This is a genomic window from Pseudactinotalea sp. HY160, from assembly GCF_009372055.1.
Taxonomy (GTDB): domain Bacteria; phylum Actinomycetota; class Actinomycetes; order Actinomycetales; family Beutenbergiaceae; genus HY158.
Genome location: NZ_WHMT01000017.1, coordinates 33,070 through 50,561, shown reverse-complemented (window position 1 = coordinate 50,561; position 17,492 = coordinate 33,070). Strand labels below are relative to the sequence as shown.

15 protein-coding genes and 1 tRNA gene are annotated in these 17,492 nt (G+C 69.8%); 14 read left to right on the top strand and 2 right to left on the bottom strand.

Features of this window, described 5'->3' with window-relative positions; translation table 11 throughout:
- Positions 1 to 18 precede the first annotated feature (18 nt).
- From rpmG to GCG21_RS13300, 3 genes are read left to right on the top strand one after another with little or no spacing between them, the layout of a single operon-like run.
- On the top strand, positions 19 to 189 hold the full coding sequence (gene rpmG / locus GCG21_RS13310; protein WP_153878783.1) for a 50S ribosomal protein L33: 171 nt from the start codon (positions 19 to 21) through the stop codon (positions 187 to 189).
- 8 nt (positions 190 to 197) lie between these two features.
- Complete coding sequence (locus tag GCG21_RS13305; RefSeq protein ID WP_152910165.1) at positions 198 to 644, top strand: MaoC family dehydratase N-terminal domain-containing protein; 447 nt, start codon at positions 198 to 200, stop codon at positions 642 to 644.
- A complete protein-coding gene (locus tag GCG21_RS13300; protein ID WP_370517519.1) occupies positions 641 to 1,123 on the top strand; it encodes a MaoC/PaaZ C-terminal domain-containing protein in 483 nt (160 codons plus the stop codon). Before GCG21_RS13305 ends, GCG21_RS13300 begins: the two co-directional genes overlap by 4 nt.
- Before the next feature lie 30 nt (positions 1,124 to 1,153).
- Here the strand turns inward: GCG21_RS13300 and GCG21_RS13295 are convergent, their stop codons facing one another.
- Complete coding sequence (locus tag GCG21_RS13295; RefSeq protein ID WP_152910164.1) at positions 1,154 to 2,176, bottom strand: LacI family DNA-binding transcriptional regulator; 1,023 nt, start codon at positions 2,174 to 2,176, stop codon at positions 1,154 to 1,156.
- A gap of 82 nt (positions 2,177 to 2,258) precedes the next feature.
- On the opposite strand from GCG21_RS13295, the gene GCG21_RS13290 reads away from it, so the two are divergent.
- Positions 2,259 to 3,521, top strand: a complete 1,263-nt coding sequence (locus GCG21_RS13290) for an MFS transporter (protein ID WP_227993805.1) — start codon at positions 2,259 to 2,261, stop codon at positions 3,519 to 3,521.
- Positions 3,518 to 4,603 carry a UDP-N-acetylmuramate dehydrogenase gene (locus GCG21_RS13285; protein ID WP_370517518.1) on the top strand — a complete coding sequence of 362 codons (1,086 nt, stop codon included), beginning with the start codon at positions 3,518 to 3,520 and terminating at the stop codon, positions 4,601 to 4,603. The genes GCG21_RS13290 and GCG21_RS13285 overlap by 4 nt, the downstream gene beginning before the upstream one ends.
- Here the strand turns inward: GCG21_RS13285 and GCG21_RS13280 are convergent.
- The gene (locus GCG21_RS13280; protein ID WP_152910163.1) at positions 4,590 to 5,654 is read right to left on the bottom strand and encodes an adenosine deaminase; all 1,065 of its coding nucleotides are present in this window, start codon (positions 5,652 to 5,654) and stop codon (positions 4,590 to 4,592) included. The genes GCG21_RS13285 and GCG21_RS13280 overlap by 14 nt on opposite strands.
- A gap of 141 nt (positions 5,655 to 5,795) precedes the next feature.
- Here GCG21_RS13280 and GCG21_RS13275 point away from each other — a divergent pair.
- From GCG21_RS13275 to GCG21_RS13235, 9 genes are all read left to right on the top strand, one after another.
- Positions 5,796 to 5,871, top strand: a tRNA-Trp gene (locus GCG21_RS13275).
- A 73-nt stretch (positions 5,872 to 5,944) separates the two neighbouring features.
- The gene (secE, locus tag GCG21_RS13270) at positions 5,945 to 6,232 is read left to right on the top strand and encodes a preprotein translocase subunit SecE (protein WP_152910162.1); all 288 of its coding nucleotides are present in this window, start codon (positions 5,945 to 5,947) and stop codon (positions 6,230 to 6,232) included.
- A gap of 62 nt (positions 6,233 to 6,294) precedes the next feature.
- Positions 6,295 to 7,014 carry a transcription termination/antitermination protein NusG gene (gene nusG, locus GCG21_RS13265; protein WP_153878779.1) on the top strand — a complete coding sequence of 240 codons (720 nt, stop codon included), beginning with the start codon at positions 6,295 to 6,297 and terminating at the stop codon, positions 7,012 to 7,014.
- Positions 7,015 to 7,052: 38 nt separating this feature from the next.
- Positions 7,053 to 7,484 (top strand): 50S ribosomal protein L11, encoded by a 432-nt coding sequence (gene rplK / locus GCG21_RS13260; RefSeq protein WP_152910161.1) that lies wholly within the window; start codon positions 7,053 to 7,055, stop codon positions 7,482 to 7,484.
- Positions 7,485 to 7,567: 83 nt separating this feature from the next.
- Positions 7,568 to 8,284, top strand: coding sequence for a 50S ribosomal protein L1 (gene rplA / locus GCG21_RS13255; protein ID WP_152910160.1), 717 nt, complete (start codon positions 7,568 to 7,570; stop codon positions 8,282 to 8,284).
- 342 nt (positions 8,285 to 8,626) lie between these two features.
- Entirely contained in the window at positions 8,627 to 9,157 is a 531-nt protein-coding gene (rplJ, locus tag GCG21_RS13250) for a 50S ribosomal protein L10 (RefSeq protein ID WP_152910159.1), read from the top strand.
- A 60-nt stretch (positions 9,158 to 9,217) separates the two neighbouring features.
- Positions 9,218 to 9,604, top strand: coding sequence for a 50S ribosomal protein L7/L12 (gene rplL / locus GCG21_RS13245; RefSeq protein ID WP_152910158.1), 387 nt, complete (start codon positions 9,218 to 9,220; stop codon positions 9,602 to 9,604).
- Between the two features lie 379 nt (positions 9,605 to 9,983).
- Positions 9,984 to 13,493, top strand: coding sequence for a DNA-directed RNA polymerase subunit beta (gene rpoB / locus GCG21_RS13240; RefSeq protein ID WP_152910157.1), 3,510 nt, complete (start codon positions 9,984 to 9,986; stop codon positions 13,491 to 13,493).
- A 94-nt stretch (positions 13,494 to 13,587) separates the two neighbouring features.
- Positions 13,588 to 17,469: a DNA-directed RNA polymerase subunit beta' gene (locus GCG21_RS13235; protein ID WP_370517517.1), complete on the top strand. Its 3,882-nt coding sequence runs from the start codon at positions 13,588 to 13,590 to the stop codon at positions 17,467 to 17,469.
- Positions 17,470 to 17,492 lie beyond the last annotated feature (23 nt).

The following is a 17,492-nucleotide window of genomic DNA, read 5'->3' as shown; positions in this document are numbered from 1 at the left end:
CCGACGTGAGGAACACCAGTGGCCAGCAAGTCAGCGGACATCCGCCCGAAGATCACCCTCGCTTGCGACGTGTGCAAGAGCCGCAACTACATCACCAAGAAGAACCGCCGGAACAACCCCGACCGGCTGGAGCTTGCGAAGTTCTGCGCGCGCTGCAACGCCAAGACCAACCACCGCGAGACCCGCTGAGCGCAGCGATGGTCAACGCCGACTACGTAGGGCGGGAGTTCCACGGAACCCCGCCCTACGTCGTGTCCGCGGCCAAGATCTCCGAGTTCGCCGACGCCGTGGCCGCCGACTCGCCGATCCACCGCGACGCGGCCGCCGCCCGGGCGCGCGGCTACGCCGACGTCGTGGCCCCGCCGACCTTCGCCGTCGTCATCGCCCAGCGCGCCGAGGCCGAGTACATCGAGGATCCGGGCGCCGCGATCGACTTCAGCCGGGTCGTGCACGCGAACGAGACCTTCACGCCGGCCCGCCCGCTCGTGGCCGGCGACGAGATCTCCACGGTCACCCGGGTGGTCTCGATCGCCACGCGCGCCTCGATCACGATGGTGACGACGCGGGTCGACCTGACCGACGCCGCCGGGGTGGCGGTCGGCAGCGTCGAGTCCACGCTCGCCGTCCGCGGGGAGGACGCGTGAGGACGACGCTCGCCGCCGATGCGCAGATCGGCACCGTTCTGTTCGAGGTCACCCGGGTGATCGACCGGGCCCGGCTCGTCCGTTATGCCGGCGCCTCCGGGGACTTCAACCCCATCCACTACAGCGACCGGGTGGCCACCGAGGTGGGCCTGGGCGGCGTCATCGCCCACGGCATGCTCACCATGGGGCTGGCGGGCGCGGCGCTGACCGACTGGCTCGGCGACCCGGCAGACCTGCTGAGTTACGGCGTGCGCTTCACGCGCCCCGTGCCCGTGCCCGATCCGGGCGAGGTCGCCCTGACGATCGTCGCGCGCATCGGCGCGATCGAGGCCGACGATTCGGCGGATTCAGCCGACTCGGCCGGCTCAGCCGATTCGGACGGCTCGGGACCCGCGCCGACCGCCCGGATCGACCTGGCGGTCACCCTGGCCGGGAAGGCCGTGCTCGGCAAGGCGCAGGCGCGCGTCCGCCTGACCTGATCGCCGCCCACAACGCGCGGCCGACCCGGCTCAGGAGGTCGAGCCCGGCCGGAGCTCGACGCCGAGCACACGACCGCGGGCAGGTCGCCCGTGGGCCAGCTCGATCGCGGCCTCGGCGATGACCTTGCCGCGGTCGCGGCGCGGCTGATCGATCGTCGTGAGCCGGTCCTCCCCGATCCAGGGCAGGTCCACTCCGTCGAATCCCGCCACGGCGACGTCGTCGGGGACCGCGAGTTCCCGCTCGCGCACCGCCAGGAGCATCCCGGCCGCGATGAGATCCGACTGGCCCACGAGCGCGGTGGGGTGGTGCGCGAGCAGTGCATGTCCGGCGGTGATGCCCTCGTCGACGAGCGAACCGCGGCACTCCCAGATCGCCACCGGTTCGATCCCGCCGCTGCGCAGCCCGGCGAGCCGGTGCGCGGTCACCTGGTAGACGGGATCGTCGGCGGGATCGACCTCGCCGCGTCGAAGACCGGGTGAGTACGGCAGCGTGGCGAGCGCCACGCGGGTGTGCCCGCGGGCGCGCAGGTGTTCGGCGATGAGGCGCATGCCCCGTTCGTCCTCGACCGTGATGCTCGTGGCCCCGCGGGGGCGCCCGTTGAGTGCGATCATCGCCACGCCGCGGCCGCGCAGCGTGCGCACGGCCCGATCCCGGGGGGCGAGCGCGTAGAACAGGATGGCCGCGTCGATGGCGGCGTTCTGCAGGAGGGGATGGGGACGGCCCGCCGGGTCCTCGCGGGGGATGAGCAGCACCCCGTAGCCCGCCTCGCCCAGGGATTCCGTGATGCCGTCGAGCGTCTGCAGCGAGACCGGGTCGCGGAAGGAGTAGCGCAGGTCGTTGTCGATGACGATCCCCACGACCCCGCTGCGCCCTCGCCGCAGCGAGGCCGCCATGGGATTGGGCCCGGTGTAGCCGAGGTCGGCGGCCGCCCCGAGCACGCGCTCGCGCGTCGCGGCGGCGATCGGACCGGCGCCGGAGAAGGCGAGCGAGGCGGTCGAGAGCGACACCCCGGCGGCGCGTGCCACCTCCGTGAGCGTGACCGACGCCACCATGACCTACCTCCTGGAATGGGAAACTCCGCCACCCTAACGTACGCTGTTCGAATCGTTTCGAGCTTCGACCCGAGGACTGTCTTTGGCTTCGACCCAATCCGAGCGGGCCACCGCGCGCTGGGCGGCTGCGGCCGTCATGGCGGTGTTCTTCGCGAACGGGTTCGCGTTCGCGAACTGGGCCTCGCGCATCCCGACGGTCAAGTACACCCTCGACCTGGAGCCGCACGAGGTCGGCCTCATCCTGCTCGTCGGCTCGCTGGGGTCCCTGCTCGCCATGCCCCTCGCCGGCCGCGTGATCGAACGCCTCGGATCGGCCACGGCGGCAGTCGTCTCCGGAGTCGTCGCGGTCGCGGGGATGGGCGCGGCGGTGGCCGCGGTTCCGGCGGGACTCCCGCTCGGGGTCGCCGGCGGACTCCTCGTGGCGATGGCCGGCATCGGCGCGCTCGACGTGAGCATGAACTTCGCGGGCACCCATGTCGAACGCGCCATCGGCCGCGCGATCATGCCCTGGTTCCACGGCTTCTTCTCGCTCGGAACGGTCGCCGGCGCGGGCATGGGCACCCTGCTCTCGCGTGCCGGGGTGGCGATCACCGTGCACATCTGGCTGGCGCTGGCCGTCATGCTCGTCGTCGTGCTCGTCGGCGTCCGCGGCTTCCCGCGCGTTCCCCGCCGCGATCCGCTCCCCGCGGCCACTGCGGCCCACGCGACTCCTGCGACCCGTGCGACCCCCGGTCGCGGGTACCTGCGCGCCTGGCTCGAGGGGCGCACCTGGCTCATCGGGCTCGTGGTGCTCGCCGCGGCCCTGACCGAGGGCGCCGCCAACGACTGGCTCGCCCTGGGGATCTCCGAGGGCTTCGACGTGCCGGAGCACGAGGGCGCCTTCGGGCTCACCGTGTTCATGACCGCGATGACCGTCATGCGCTTCGCCGGCACGTGGCTGCTCGACCGCTTCGGGAGGGTGGCCGTCCTGCGCACCTGCGCCGGCCTCGCGATCGCCGGGCTGGCCGTCTTCGGCTTCGCACCGAGCCTGCCGTTCGCGCTCGTGGGCGCCGTACTGTGGGGCCTCGGCGCGGCGCTCGGATTCCCGGTCGGCATGAGCGCGGCCTCGGACGATCCCCTCCACGCCGCGGCCCGGCTCTCGGTGGTCTCCACCATCGGCTACAGCGCCTTCCTCGTCGGACCCACGCTGCTCGGGCTGCTCGCCACGCACGTGGGCTACCGGCACGCCCTCCTCGCGATCCTCGTGCCGCTCGTCATCGGCCTCCTCGTGACCGGGGCGATGGCGGCGCCCGAGCCCGCGCGGGATTCGGCCGACACCGCGACCGGCGCTACTGTGGCCGAGTGAGCACCCGCCTGGCCGATCTGACCACCCTGCGCGTCGGCGGTCCGGTGGCCACGCTCGTCGACGTCGAGAGCGAGGCCGAGTTCATCGACGCCGTGCGGGCGGCCGACGCCGGATCGACCAGATCCGCCGAACCCGCGGGCACGGCGGCCGGCGCCGGTCTCCTCGTCCTCGGCGGCGGATCGAACGTCCTCGCCGGCGACGGCCCGTTCGCGGGCACGGTCGTGCGGGATCGCCGCACGGCCATCGACGTCGAATCGGCCGACGCCTGCGGGGGAGCGGTCGTGCGCGTGAGCGCCGGCACGCCGTGGGAGCACGTGGTCGACGCCGCGATCGCCGAGGGCTGGATGGGCATCGAATGCCTCACCGGGATCCCGGGCAGCACCGGCGCGACCCCCGTGCAGAACGTCGGCGCCTACGGCCAGGAGATCGCCGAGGTCGTCTCGACGGTCCGCTGCTGGGACCGCGCCGAGCAGCGGGTGCGCACCTTCGCCGCCGGTGAGCTCGGCTTCGGCTACCGCAGCTCCCTGCTCAAGTCCTCCCTCGGCGGGCGCTGGGGCGTGACCCCGCGCTACGTCGTGCTCGAGGTGAGCTTCCAGTTCCGGCTCGCGACCCTCTCGGCGCCGATCCGCTACGCCGAACTGGCCGCGGCACTCGACGAGCCCCTCGGCGGCCGGACGGATGCCGCCCGGGTGCGCTCCGCCGTCCGTGCGCTGCGCGCGGGCAAGGGCATGGTGCTCGACGACGGCGACCACGACACGTGGAGCGCCGGCTCGTTCTTCACGAATCCGATCGTCGCCCGCGGGCTCGTTCCCGCCGGCGCCCCGGCCTTCGACGTGCCGGGATCGGACCTGGTCAAGACCTCCGCCGCGTGGCTCATCGCGCGGGCCGGGCTCGAGCGGGGCTTCGGCCTCGGCGGGCGCGCCGCCCTCTCCGGCAAGCACGTGCTCGCGCTGACCAACCGCGGAGGCGCCAGCGCCGCCGAACTGCTCGATCTCGCCCGGGCCGTGCGGGCCCGGGTCGCGGGCGCCTTCGGCATCACGCTCGTGCCCGAACCGGTGCTCGTCGGCGTCAGCCTCGACTGATGCCGGGCCCGGCGCCCGGAACGTCCGCCAGCCACGCGTCCACGCCGGCGAGCAGGCGGGCCTTCGTCGTCTCCTCGGCCCGACTCGCCCGGATCGAGCCGGCCGCGAGCCGGGCGAGGCCGGTGTCGTCGACCCCGTGCACCTCGCGCGCGATCCGGTACTGATCCACGAGTCGGGACCCGAACAGGAGCGGGTCGTCGGCCCCGAGCGCGATCTGTGCCCCCGCCGCCATGAGGCGGGTCAGCGGCACCGACTCGGCCTGCCCGTAGACCCCCAGCGAGACGTTGGAGCCGGGGCACAGCTCGAGGCTCACGCCGGCCTCGACCAGCCGCGCGAGCAGCGCCGGATCCTCGACGCTGCGCACCCCGTGACCGATGCGGTCGGGGTGCAGCGCGTCCACCACCTCCCGCACGTGGGCCGGGCCGAGGAGTTCGCCGCCGTGCGGCACGAGCGCGAGGCCGGCGCGCTGCGCGATCTCGAACGCCGGCCCGAACGCGCCCGTGTCGCCCCGGCGCTCGTCGTTGCTCAGCCCGAAGCCGATGACCCGGCCGGCGTGCCGGGCGGCGAGTCGGGCGAGGGTGCGGGCCTCGAGCGGATGGCGGATCCGCGAGGCGGCGACGATGATCGCCACCTCGACGCCGGTGTCGGCGCTCGCCGCGCGCGCCTCGTCGAGGATGATCTCGAGCGCGGGGGTGATTCCCCCCACGAATTTCGCGTACGAGGTGGGGTCCACCTGCAGTTCGAGCCGCCGGGATCCCTCGGCGGCGTCGTCCTGCGCGGCCTCGCGCACGATCCTCCTCATGACGGCCTCGGAGTCGACCACCGCCCGGGCCGCGTCGTAGAGGTGCTGGAACCGGAACCAGCCGCGCTGGGTGGCGGGCAGGCGCAGGGAATCGGGAATCGTGGCCGCGCTTCGGAGCGACGGTGGAAGTCGCCTTCCCTGCTCCTCGGCGAGCTCGACGAGCGTGGCCGGGCGCATCGAGCCGGTGAAGTGCAGGTGCAGGTGCGCCTTGGGCAGGAGAGCGAGATCACGCTGACTGACGACGTCCATCCGGATACCCTAGAGGCCGCGGGGCAGACCCTGGTTCGACCTCAGGCCGGATGTCCCGTACACTGGTGGACGGTAGCTGCGACTGCCACGAATGCCGGTGCCCCTCGGGTCCGGAAGACGTGGCGGGCGAGGTCACCGCGTAGGGCAGTGGCGCAATTGGTAGCGCACCGGTCTCCAAAACCGGCGGTTGTGGGTTCGAGTCCCTCCTGCCCTGCCAGCGGGCCGGCGTCGATCATCATCCGATCGTCGACTTCGGCCCGGTTCGGTTCAGGTACCCGGTGAGGAAGGTCATGAGTATGTCCGTGAATGCGTCAGACGGCGGCGCCGACGGCATCTCACGTGCCAAGACGCCCTCGTCCAAGGCACGCAAGCCCGCGTCCAAGCCGAACCTCTTCGCGCGGATCCTCACCTTCTTCAAGCAGGTCGTCACCGAGCTGAAGAAGGTCGTCACCCCGAGTCGGAACGAGTGGGGCACGTACATCATCGTCGTGCTCGTGTTCGTCATCGCGGTCATGGCGTACGTCGGAGTGCTGGACTTCCTGTTCGGCAAGCTCATGTTCTGGGCATTCGCGCGCTGATCCCGACCGCCACCCACGTTCGAGTCGCCCGAGGAATCCTCAGGAGAGAGAGTAGGTCCCCCGTGTCTGAGCAGCCTTCCGACGCCGAGACGGTCGAGAACGCCGACAACACGGTGGCTCCGGCCGACGAGCCGGACGCTGTCGCCACGCCCGAGGTCGCAGGCACCCGCGTGGCCGTGGAGGAGGACCCGCTCGCCGAGTTCAAGCGCGAGCTGCGTTTCCTGCCCGGCGACTGGTACGTCATCCACTCCTACGCCGGCTACGAGAACCGGGTCAAGGCGAACCTCGAGTCGCGCACCACCTCCCTGAACATGGAGGACTACATCTTCCAGGTGGAAGTCCCCATGGAGGAGGTCGTCGAGATCAAGAACTCGGTGCGCAAGCTCGTGAAGAAGGTGCGCATCCCCTCCTACGTGCTCGTGCGGATGGACATGACCGACGAGTCCTGGGGGGCCGTGCGCCACACCCCGGGCGTCACCGGCTTCGTGGGCAACACGCACTCTCCGGTGCCGCTCACGCTCAACGAGGTCATGTCGATGCTCGCCCCGGCCCTCGAGGCGAAGACCGCTCCGGTCGCCGCCGGCGGCGGGGCCGCGGCGACGCCGGTGCACGTCGAGTTCGAGATCGGCGAATCCGTCACCGTGACCGACGGCCCGTTCGACACGCTCCCCGCCACGGTCTCCGAGATCTCGCCCGAGAACCAGAAGGTGACCGTGCTGGTCTCGATCTTCGGCCGGGAGACCCCGGTCGAACTGTCGTTCAACCAGATCGCCAAGATCTGAGCTGAACCCAAGCTCAAACACGATTCAAAAGGACCCCCATGCCTCCCAAGAAGAAGGTCGCCGGGCTGATCAAGCTCCAGATCCAGGCCGGCGCCGCCAACCCCGCCCCGCCGATCGGGCCCGCGCTCGGTCAGCACGGCGTCAACATCATGGAGTTCTGCAAGGCCTACAACGCGGCCACCGAGTCGCAGCGCGGCAACGTGATCCCCGTGGAGATCACGGTCTACGAAGACCGGTCCTTCACGTTCATCACGAAGACCCCGCCGGCCGCAGAGCTCATCAAGAAGGCCGCCGGTGTCGGCAAGGGCTCGGCCACCCCGCACACCGTCAAGGTCGCCTCCATCAGCGGTGACCAGGTGCGCGAGATCGCCCAGACCAAGATGGCCGACCTCAACGCCCGCGACATCGACGCGGCCGCCAAGATCGTCGCCGGCACCGCCCGCTCCATGGGCGTCACCGTCAACGACTGATCGGGCCGACACACACTCTTTCCAGTGGCAGGGCCGCGCGGGCCCGCACCACGACTGCTCGCACATCATTAGGAGAACAGCAGATGACCACGCGTTCCAAGGGGTACCGCAACGCGGCCCAGCTCATCGACCGCAGCCACCAGCACAACCCGCTGGAGGCCATGCGGCTGGCGAAGAAGTCCGCCACCACCAAGTTCGACAGCACCGTCGAGGTCGCCTTCCGGCTCGGGGTCGACCCCCGCAAGGCCGACCAGATGGTCCGCGGCACCGTGAACCTGCCGCACGGCACCGGCAAGACCGCCAGGGTCCTGGTCTTCGCCACCGGTGAGCGTGCCGAGCAGGCCATCGCGGCCGGCGCCGACGAGGTCGGTGGCGACGAGCTCATCGAGAAGGTCGCCGGCGGATACACGGACTTCGACGTCGCCGTGGCGACCCCGGACCTCATGGGCAAGGTGGGCCGGCTCGGCCGCGTCCTGGGCCCCCGCGGCCTCATGCCGAACCCGAAGACCGGGACCGTCACGATGGACGTGACCAAGGCCGTGAACGACATCAAGGGCGGCCGGATCGAGTTCCGCGTCGACAAGCACGCCAACCTCCACTTCATCGTCGGCAAGTCCTCCTTCAGCGACGTGCAGCTGGTCGAGAACTACGCCGCCGCCCTCGAGGAGATCCTGCGGCTCAAGCCGTCGTCGGCGAAGGGCCGCTACATCAGCAAGGCCGTCGTCTCCACGACGATGGGCCCGGGCATCCCGCTCGACCCGGCCGCCACGAGCGACCTGACGGGCGAGGCGGGCGCCTGAGGGACCCACACGCGACGGCGGCGAGCGCCTCACCCTCGGGTGGGGCGCTCGCCGCCGTCGCGGCACGTCCGTCCTCGATTCGGGACGGCGGAACTCGCCCACGTGAGCCAGACCACCCGGGGCGAGTTGGCGTCGTCCGTACGCGACCGCTACGATGAAGGCTGCCAAAGACCGCCGGTTACCGATCTGCACGCTCGATCGGTCCAAGTCCGTCACGACGGAGCCTGCGCAGGTGCCAGGAGTTCCGCCCCGTCCCCACGGGAACCATGCGAGCCCCGTGCCCTGCGCACGGGGCTTTTCTCGTGCCGGGGCCGATGGTCCTGAATCGTAAAGGAGGGGCCCATGGCACGGCCTGATAAGGCAGCCGCGGTCGCGGAGCTGACGGAGCGTTTCCGGAGCTCGAACGCCGCAGTGCTGACCGAGTACCGAGGGCTCACGGTGGCCCAGCTCAAGCGGCTGCGCACCGCCCTCGGTGATTCCACGCAGTACGCCGTGGTGAAGAACAAGCTCAGCGCCATCGCCGCCCGGGAGGCCGGGCTCGACGCGCTCGAGGGGAAGTTCGTCGGCCCCTCGGCCGTCGCCTTCGTCGAGGGCGATGTGGTCGAGGCCGCGAAGGGTCTGCGCGACTTCGCCAAGGACAACCCGCAGCTCGTCATCAAGGGCGGGGTGCTCGACGGCAACGCACTCTCGGCGGAGCAGGTCACCCAGCTCGCGGACCTCGAGTCCCGCGAGGTGCTCCTGGCCAAGGCCGCCGGGGCGATGAAGGCCAAGCTGCACCAGGCGGCTCAGCTGTTCAACGCGCCGGCCTCCAAGGCCGTTCGCACCATCGAAGCCCTGCGCGAGAAGCAGGCGACCACCGACGCCGCCGCCTGAGCGCGCGTCTTTCACCCACACGCTTCTTGCGCAAGCAGGACACAACGGAAGGAAGCCACCATGGCTAAGCTCAGCACCGACGAGCTCATCGACGCATTCAAGGACCTGACCCTCATCGAGCTCTCCGAGTTCGTCAAGGCGTTCGAGGACACCTTCGACGTCACCGCCGCCGCCCCGGCCGCCGTGGCCGTGGCCGCCGGCCCGGCCGGTGGCGACGCCGCCGCCGAGGAGGAGCAGACCGAGTTCGACGTCGTCCTCGACTCGATCGGCGACAAGAAGATCCAGGTCATCAAGGAGGTGCGCGCCCTCACGTCCCTCGGCCTCAAGGAGGCCAAGGACCTCGTGGACGCCGCACCGAAGGCCGTCCTGGAGGCCGTGGCCAAGGACGTGGCCGAGAAGGCCAAGGAGGCCCTCGAGGCCGCCGGAGCCGGCGTCACGATCAAGTGACCCGATCGCGCTGACGGCGCGATCTCGAGAGCCCGGCCGCGGTGGGAGACCGCCGCGGCCGGGCTCTCGGCATTCTCACGCGCGCTCGGCGGAGTCGGCCCGGTTCGGGCATGCGTCGGGCATGCGTCGGCCGCGGTTGGTGTCGTCGGTCACAGCGGGCCTCCCACGGTGGACTCGCCACGTGGCAGCGGCTATGCTGTCGCTTTGCGCGTGCTCTGACCTCGGCATGTTTCCCAGCGCACCTCAGGTGGTGGATCCACTCCCAGCATACGCCCGGGCGACCGGCGGGCAGGAGTGGTGAACCGTCGGGTTCGCCGGGCCGCACCTCGACCACGAACACGCGCGTGTGCACACACACTCCGTAGGGAAGGAACCCCTCTTGGCTGCCTCGCGCACCCCTACTGCTCCTCACGCTGACGCAATTGCAAACCGGACGGCATCCCGCCGTGTCTCGTTCCAGAAGATCATCGAGCCGATGCAGGCGCCCGACCTGCTCGGGCTCCAGACGGAGAGCTTCGACTGGCTCCTCGGGAACGAAGCATGGCAGGCGCGGGTCGCCGCCGCCGGAGAAGACGAGGTCCCCTCGGTCTCCGGGCTGGAAGAGATCTTTGAGGAGATCTCTCCGATCGAGGACTTCGGTCAGACGATGTCCCTGTCCTTCCGCGACCACCGCTTCGAGCCGCCGAAGTACTCCTCCCAGGAGTCCAAGGACAAGGACTTCACCTACTCGGCCCCGCTGTTCGTCACGGCCGAGTTCGTCAACTACACGACCGGCGAGATCAAGTCGCAGACCGTGTTCATGGGGGACTTCCCGCTCATGAGCGAGCGCGGCACGTTCATCATCAACGGTACCGAGCGGGTCGTCGTCTCCCAGCTCGTGCGGTCCCCGGGCGTCTACTTCGAGCGGACCCCCGACAAGACCTCCGACAAGGACGTCTTCACCGCCAAGATCATCCCGTCCCGGGGTGCGTGGCTCGAGTTCGAGATCGACAAGCGGGACGCCGTCGGCGTGCGCGTCGACCGCAAGCGCAAGCAGCCCGTGACCGTCCTACTCAAGGCCCTCGGGCTGACCGAGTCGGAGATCCGGGAGGAGTTCGCCGAGTACCCCACGGTGCTCGAGACCCTGGAGAAGGACGTCGTCCACACCCAGGACGAGGCCCTGCTCGACCTCTACCGCAAGATCCGTCCCGGCGAGCCGCCGACGGTCGAGGCCGGCAGCGCGCTGCTCGAGAACTTCTACTTCAACCCCAAGCGCTACGACCTCGCGAAGGTCGGTCGCTACAAGGTGAACAAGAAGCTCGGCGTCGACGCCCCGCTCGACGACTCGGTGCTGTCGAACTCCGACATCGTCGCGACCATCAAGTACATCGCGGCGCTCCACCAGGACTCCTCGACCATGGCCGGCAGCCGGCACGGCGAGCCGGTCGAGGTCGTCGTCGAGACCGACGACATCGACCACTTCGGCAACCGCCGGATCCGCGCCGTGGGTGAGCTCATCCAGAACCAGGTGCGCACCGGGCTGTCGCGGATGGAGCGCGTGGTCCGCGAACGCATGACCACCCAGGACGTCGAGGCGATCACGCCGCAGACCCTCATCAACATCCGCCCGGTCGTCGCCTCGATCCGCGAGTTCTTCGGCACGTCGCAGCTCTCGCAGTTCATGGATCAGAACAACCCGCTCGCGGGCCTGACCCACAAGCGCCGCCTCAACGCGCTCGGCCCCGGTGGTCTGAGCCGTGACCGGGCCGGCATGGAGGTGCGCGACGTGCACCCCTCGCACTACGGCCGCATGTGCCCGATCGAGACCCCGGAGGGCCCGAACATCGGCCTCATCGGCTCGCTCGCGACCTACGGACGCATCAACCCGTTCGGCTTCGTCGAGACCCCGTACCGCAAGGTGCGCTCCGGCCTGGTGACCGACGACGTCGAGTACCTGACCGCCGACGACGAGGACCGCTACGTCATCGCCCAGGCGAACGCCGTGCTGACCGACGACGGCCGCTTCGCCGAGGAGACCGTGCTCGTGCGGACCCGCGGCGGGGAGGCGATCGACGTGCCCGCCGAGGACGTGGACTACATGGACGTCTCCGCCCGGCAGATGGTCTCGGTCGCCACGGCCATGATCCCCTTCCTCGAGCACGACGACGCGAACCGTGCCCTCATGGGCGCCAACATGCAGCGCCAGGCCGTCCCGCTGGTGCGCAGCGAGTCGCCGCTCGTGGGCACCGGCATGGAGCGCCGGGCCGCCGTGGACGCCGGTGACGTCATCGTCGCCGCGAAGCCGGGGGTCGTGACCGAGGTATCGGCCGACGCCATCGTGGTCACCCAGGACGACGGCAGCCAGTTCAACTACCGCGTGGCGAAGTTCCGCCGCTCGAACCAGGGGACCTCCTACAACCAGCGCGTGCTGGTCGACGAGGGCCAGCGGGTCGAGGTCGGCTCCGTGCTGGCCGACGGTCCCGCCACGGACGAGGGCGAACTCGCGCTCGGACGGAACCTGCTCGTGGCGTTCATGGCCTGGGAAGGGCACAACTACGAGGATGCGATCATCCTCTCCCAGCGGCTCGTGCAGGACGACGTGCTCTCCTCGATCCACATCGAGGAGTACGAGGTCGACGCCCGCGACACGAAGCTGGGCCCGGAGGAGATCACGCGGGACATCCCGAACGTCTCCGACGAGGTGCTGGCGGACCTGGACGAGCGCGGTATCATCCGCATCGGTGCCGAGGTCGGGGCCGGCGACGTGCTCGTCGGCAAGGTCACGCCCAAGGGCGAGACCGAGCTGACGCCGGAGGAGCGCCTCCTGCGCGCCATCTTCGGCGAGAAGGCCCGTGAGGTGCGCGACACCTCGCTCAAGGTGCCGCACGGCGAGTCCGGGACCATCATCGCGGTCCGGGAGTTCAACCGGGAGGACGGCGACGAGCTGCCCCCGGGCGTCAACCAGCTCGTGCGCGTGTACGTCGCGCAGCGCCGGAAGATCACGGACGGCGACAAGCTCGCCGGCCGCCACGGCAACAAGGGTGTCATCTCGAAGATCCTGCCCATCGAGGACATGCCGTTCCTCGAGGACGGCACCCCCGTGGACATCATCCTCAACCCGCTCGGCGTGCCGGGCCGCATGAACGTCGGCCAGGTGCTCGAGACCCACCTCGGGTGGGTCGCCAAGCAGGGCTGGGACGCCGGGATCGAGCAGGCCAAGAACGGAGAGCTGCCGGCCTGGGCCGAGAACCTCGCGCCCGAGGCCCTCAAGGCCGCGCCCGACAGCACGGTCGCCACGCCGGTCTTCGACGGGCTGCGCGAGTACGAGCTGCGCGGCCTGCTCGACTGCACGCTGCCCGGCCGCGACGGCGAGCGGCTCATCGACTCCAGCGGGAAGGCGATGCTCTTCGACGGTCGCTCCGGGGAGCCGTTCCCGAAGCCGGTCTCGGTGGGCTACATGTACATCCTCAAGCTGCACCACCTCGTGGACGACAAGATCCACGCCCGTTCCACGGGTCCGTACTCGATGATCACCCAGCAGCCCCTCGGGGGGAAGGCGCAGTTCGGTGGCCAGCGATTCGGCGAGATGGAGGTGTGGGCGCTCGAGGCCTACGGCGCCGCGTACGCGCTGCAGGAGCTCCTGACGATCAAGTCGGACGACGTTCCCGGCCGCGTCAAGGTGTACGAGGCGATCGTCAAGGGGGAGAACATCCCCGAGCCCGGCATCCCCGAGTCCTTCAAGGTGCTCATCAAGGAGATGCAGTCGCTCTGCCTCAACGTCGAAGTGCTGTCCGCGGACGGCACCGAGATCGAGATGCGCGACACCGACGAGGAGGTCTACCGAGCTGCGGAGGAACTCGGTATCGACCTGTCCCGTCGCCCCGACGCGAGCAGCGTCGAAGAGATCTGAGTGGCGGTCCGCGGCCCGGTCCGGCCGGGCCGCGGACGCCCTCGGTTCACAATCAACTCCATACGACTATCGCGAGTCGAAGGAAGTAGGAATAGTGCTCGACGTCAACGCGTTCGACGAGCTTCGTATCGGTCTGGCCACCGTGGACGAAGTTCGTGCCTGGTCCCACGGTGAAGTGAAGAAGCCGGAGACCATCAACTACCGCACGCTCAAGCCCGAGAAGGACGGCTTGTTCTGCGAGAAGATCTTCGGACCCACCCGTGACTGGGAATGCTACTGCGGCAAGTACAAGCGGGTCCGGTTCAAGGGCATCATCTGTGAGCGGTGTGGTGTGGAGGTCACCCGCTCGAAGGTCCGCCGCGAGCGGATGGGCCACGTCGAGCTCGCCGCGCCCGTCACCCACATCTGGTACTTCAAGGGCGTGCCGTCGCGGCTGGGCTACCTGCTCGACCTCGCCCCGAAGGACCTCGAGAAGGTCATCTACTTCGCGGCCTACATGATCACGTGGGTCGACGAGGAGGGCCGGCACGAGGACCTGCCGAGCCTGCAGAACGAGATCGCCCTCGAGCGCACCGAGCTCGAGTCGCAGCGCGACCTGGCCATCGCCCAGCGCGGTGAGCGGCTCGAGACCGACCTGGCCGAGCTCGAGGCCGAGGGCGCGAAGGCCGACGCCCGCCGCAAGGTGCGCGATTCCGCCGAGCGTGAGATGGCGCAGATCCGTAAGCGCGCGGAGAACGAGCTCGACCGGCTCCAGCGGGTCTGGGACCGGTTCGCGAACCTCAAGGTCGCCGATCTCGAGGGCGACGAGATGCTCTACCGCGAGCTCCAGGACCGCTACGGGAACTACTTCCGGGGCTCCATGGGGGCGGAGGCGATCCAGCGCCGACTGGAGACCTTCGACCTCGCGGCCGAGGCCGAATCGCTGCGGGAGACCATCCGGTCCGGCAAGGGACAGCGCAAGACGCGGGCGCTCAAGCGCCTCAAGGTCGTCAACGCGTTCCTCACCACGAACAACTCCCCGCTCGGGATGGTGCTCGACGCGATCCCGGTGATCCCGCCGGACCTGCGCCCGATGGTCCAGCTCGACGGTGGCCGCTTCGCCACCTCCGACCTGAACGATCTCTACCGCCGGGTCATCAACCGGAACAACCGCCTCAAGCGGCTCCTCGACCTGGGCGCGCCGGAGATCATCGTCAACAACGAGAAGCGCATGCTTCAGGAGGCCGTCGACTCGCTGTTCGACAACGGCCGCCGTGGTCGGCCGGTGACCGGTCCGGGGAACCGTCCGCTCAAGTCGATCTCCGACATGCTCAAGGGCAAGCAGGGCCGGTTCCGTCAGAACCTGCTCGGCAAGCGCGTCGACTACTCGGGTCGAAGCGTCATCGTCGTCGGGCCGCAGCTCAAGCTGCACCAGTGCGGTCTGCCCAAGCAGATGGCGCTCGAGCTGTTCAAGCCGTTCGTGATGAAGCGCCTGGTCGATCTCAACCACGCCCAGAACATCAAGTCGGCCAAGCGGATGGTCGAGCGCGCGCGCCCGGTCGTGTGGGACGTCCTCGAGGAGGTCATCACCGAGCACCCGGTGCTCCTCAACCGTGCGCCCACCCTGCACCGGCTCGGCATCCAGGCCTTCGAGCCGCAGCTGGTCGAGGGCAAGGCCATCCACCTGCACCCGCTCGTGTGCGGCGCGTTCAACGCCGACTTCGACGGCGACCAGATGGCCGTGCACCTGCCGTTGAGCACGGAGGCCCAGGCCGAGGCCCGGATCCTCATGCTCTCGAGCAACAACATCCTCAAGCCCTCGGACGGGCGTCCGGTGACCATGCCCAGCCAGGACATGATCATCGGCCTGTACCACCTGACCGTGGGCAAGGACGGCGCACCCGGCGAGGGCCGGAGCTTCACGAACCCGGCCGAGGCGCGGATGGCGTTCAACGCCGGCGAGCTCGACCTCAACGCACAGATCACCGTGCGGGTCTCGGACTTCGTGCCGGGTGCCGACGTCGAGGTTCCCGAGGGCTGGAACCCGACTGAGCCGATGACCCTGTCCACCACCCTGGGCCGGACCATCTTCAACGAGGCGCTGCCGATCGACTACCCGTACATCAACGAGGTCGTCGACAAGAAGCAGCTCTCGGGCATCGTCAACGACCTCGCGGAGCGCTACCCGAAGGTCGAGGTCGCCGCGAGCCTCGATGCGCTCAAGGAGGCCGGATTCGGCTGGGCCACCCGTTCGGGGGTGACGATCGCGATCTCCGACGTCGTCACGCCGGATGCCAAGGCGGGAATCCTCGAGGCCTACGAGGCCCGTGCCGCGAAGGTCCAGGGCCAGTACGACCGCGGTCTGACCACCGACGACGAGCGTCGCAACGAGCTCATCGAGATCTGGACCCAGGCGACCAACGAGGTCGACGTGGCGATGCGGGCGAACTTCCCCCAGGAGAACGCCGTCAACACGATGGTCGGCTCCGGCGCCCGCGGCAACTGGATGCAGGTCCGCCAGATCGCGGGAATGCGCGGCCTCGTGGCCAACCCGAAGGGCGAGATCATCCCCCGCCCGATCAAGTCGAACTACCGTGAGGGACTGTCGGTCCTCGAGTACTTCATCGCCACGCACGGTGCCCGCAAGGGCCTGGCGGACACGGCGCTGCGGACCGCGGACTCCGGATACCTCACGCGTCGCCTCGTCGACGTCTCCCAGGACGTCATCATCCGCGAGCTCGACTGTGGCACCGAACGGGGCCTCGTCATGCCGATCGTGGAGAAGGACCACCACGGTGTCGCCCGTCGTCACGAGAAGGTCGAGACGAGCGTGTACTCGCGGACCCTCGCGGGGCAGGTGAGCGGCGCCGACGGCACCGTGCTGGGCTCCAACGGCGACGACGTCGGAGACGTCCTCATCGAGGGACTCATCGCGGCCGGCGTCGAGGAGATCAAGGTCCGTTCGGTGCTCACGTGCGAGTCCCGGGTGGGTACCTGCGCCAAGTGCTACGGGCGGTCGCTGGCCACGGGCAAGCTCGTGGACATCGGCGAGGCCGTCGGCATCATCGCGGCCCAGTCGATCGGTGAGCCGGGAACCCAGCTGACGATGCGCACCTTCCACACCGGTGGTGTCGCGTCGGCGGAGGACATCACCCAGGGTCTGCCGCGTGTGACCGAGCTCTTCGAGGCCCGCACCCCCAAGGGGGAGGCGCCGATCGCCGAGATGGCCGGCCGGGTCGGCATCGAGGACACCGACCGGTCCCGCCGGATCATCGTCACCCCGGACGACGGCAGCGAGGAGATCGTCGAACAGGTCTCCAAGCGTGCCCGGCTGCTCGTCGGCGACGGCGAGCACGTCTCGGTCGGTCAGCAGCTCGTGGCCGGCGCGGTCGACCCGAAGAAGGTGCTGCGCATCCTCGGCCCGCGGGCCGTTCAGAAGCACCTGGTCGACGAGGTGCAGCTGGTCTACGGTTCGCAGGGTGTGGACATCCACAACAAGCACATCGAGGTCATCGTGCGGCAGATGCTGCGGCGCGTGACCGTGCTCGACTCGGGCGAGTCGCGGCTGCTGCCCGGTGAACTGGCCGAGCGTGGCCGGTTCGAGGACGAGAACCGCCGGGTCGTCTCCGAAGGGGGCGTGCCGGCCTCCGGTCGACCGGAGCTCATGGGAATCACCAAGGCCTCGCTGGCGACGGACTCGTGGCTGTCGGCCGCGTCGTTCCAGGAGACGACCAAGGTGCTGACCGAGGCCGCGATGAGCGGTCGGTCGGACTCCCTGCTCGGCCTCAAGGAGAACGTCATCCTCGGGAAGCTCATCCCCGCCGGCACGGGCCTCGCCCGCTACCGGGACATCAAGGTGGAGCCGACCGAGGAGGCGAAGGCGGAGCTCTACCCGAGCTTCGGCTACGACGAGATCGACTACGCGCCGCTGCCCGACGTCGGCGACCCGATCGCCCTCGAGGAACTCGACCTCGGCGGATTCACGGACTTCCGCTGAGCCGACCGACGACGAACGGCCCG

Coding starts and splice junctions, on each gene's coding strand:
- GCG21_RS13305 (WP_152910165.1), top strand. CDS start 198: ATGGTCAACGCCGACTACGTAGGGCGGGAGTTCCACGGAACCCCGCCC.
- GCG21_RS13295 (WP_152910164.1), bottom strand. CDS start 2,176: ATGGTGGCGTCGGTCACGCTCACGGAGGTGGCACGCGCCGCCGGGGTG.
- GCG21_RS13280 (WP_152910163.1), bottom strand. CDS start 5,654: ATGGACGTCGTCAGTCAGCGTGATCTCGCTCTCCTGCCCAAGGCGCAC.
- secE (WP_152910162.1), top strand. CDS start 5,945: ATGAGTATGTCCGTGAATGCGTCAGACGGCGGCGCCGACGGCATCTCA.
- rplK (WP_152910161.1), top strand. CDS start 7,053: ATGCCTCCCAAGAAGAAGGTCGCCGGGCTGATCAAGCTCCAGATCCAG.
- rplA (WP_152910160.1), top strand. CDS start 7,568: ATGACCACGCGTTCCAAGGGGTACCGCAACGCGGCCCAGCTCATCGAC.
- rplJ (WP_152910159.1), top strand. CDS start 8,627: ATGGCACGGCCTGATAAGGCAGCCGCGGTCGCGGAGCTGACGGAGCGT.
- rplL (WP_152910158.1), top strand. CDS start 9,218: ATGGCTAAGCTCAGCACCGACGAGCTCATCGACGCATTCAAGGACCTG.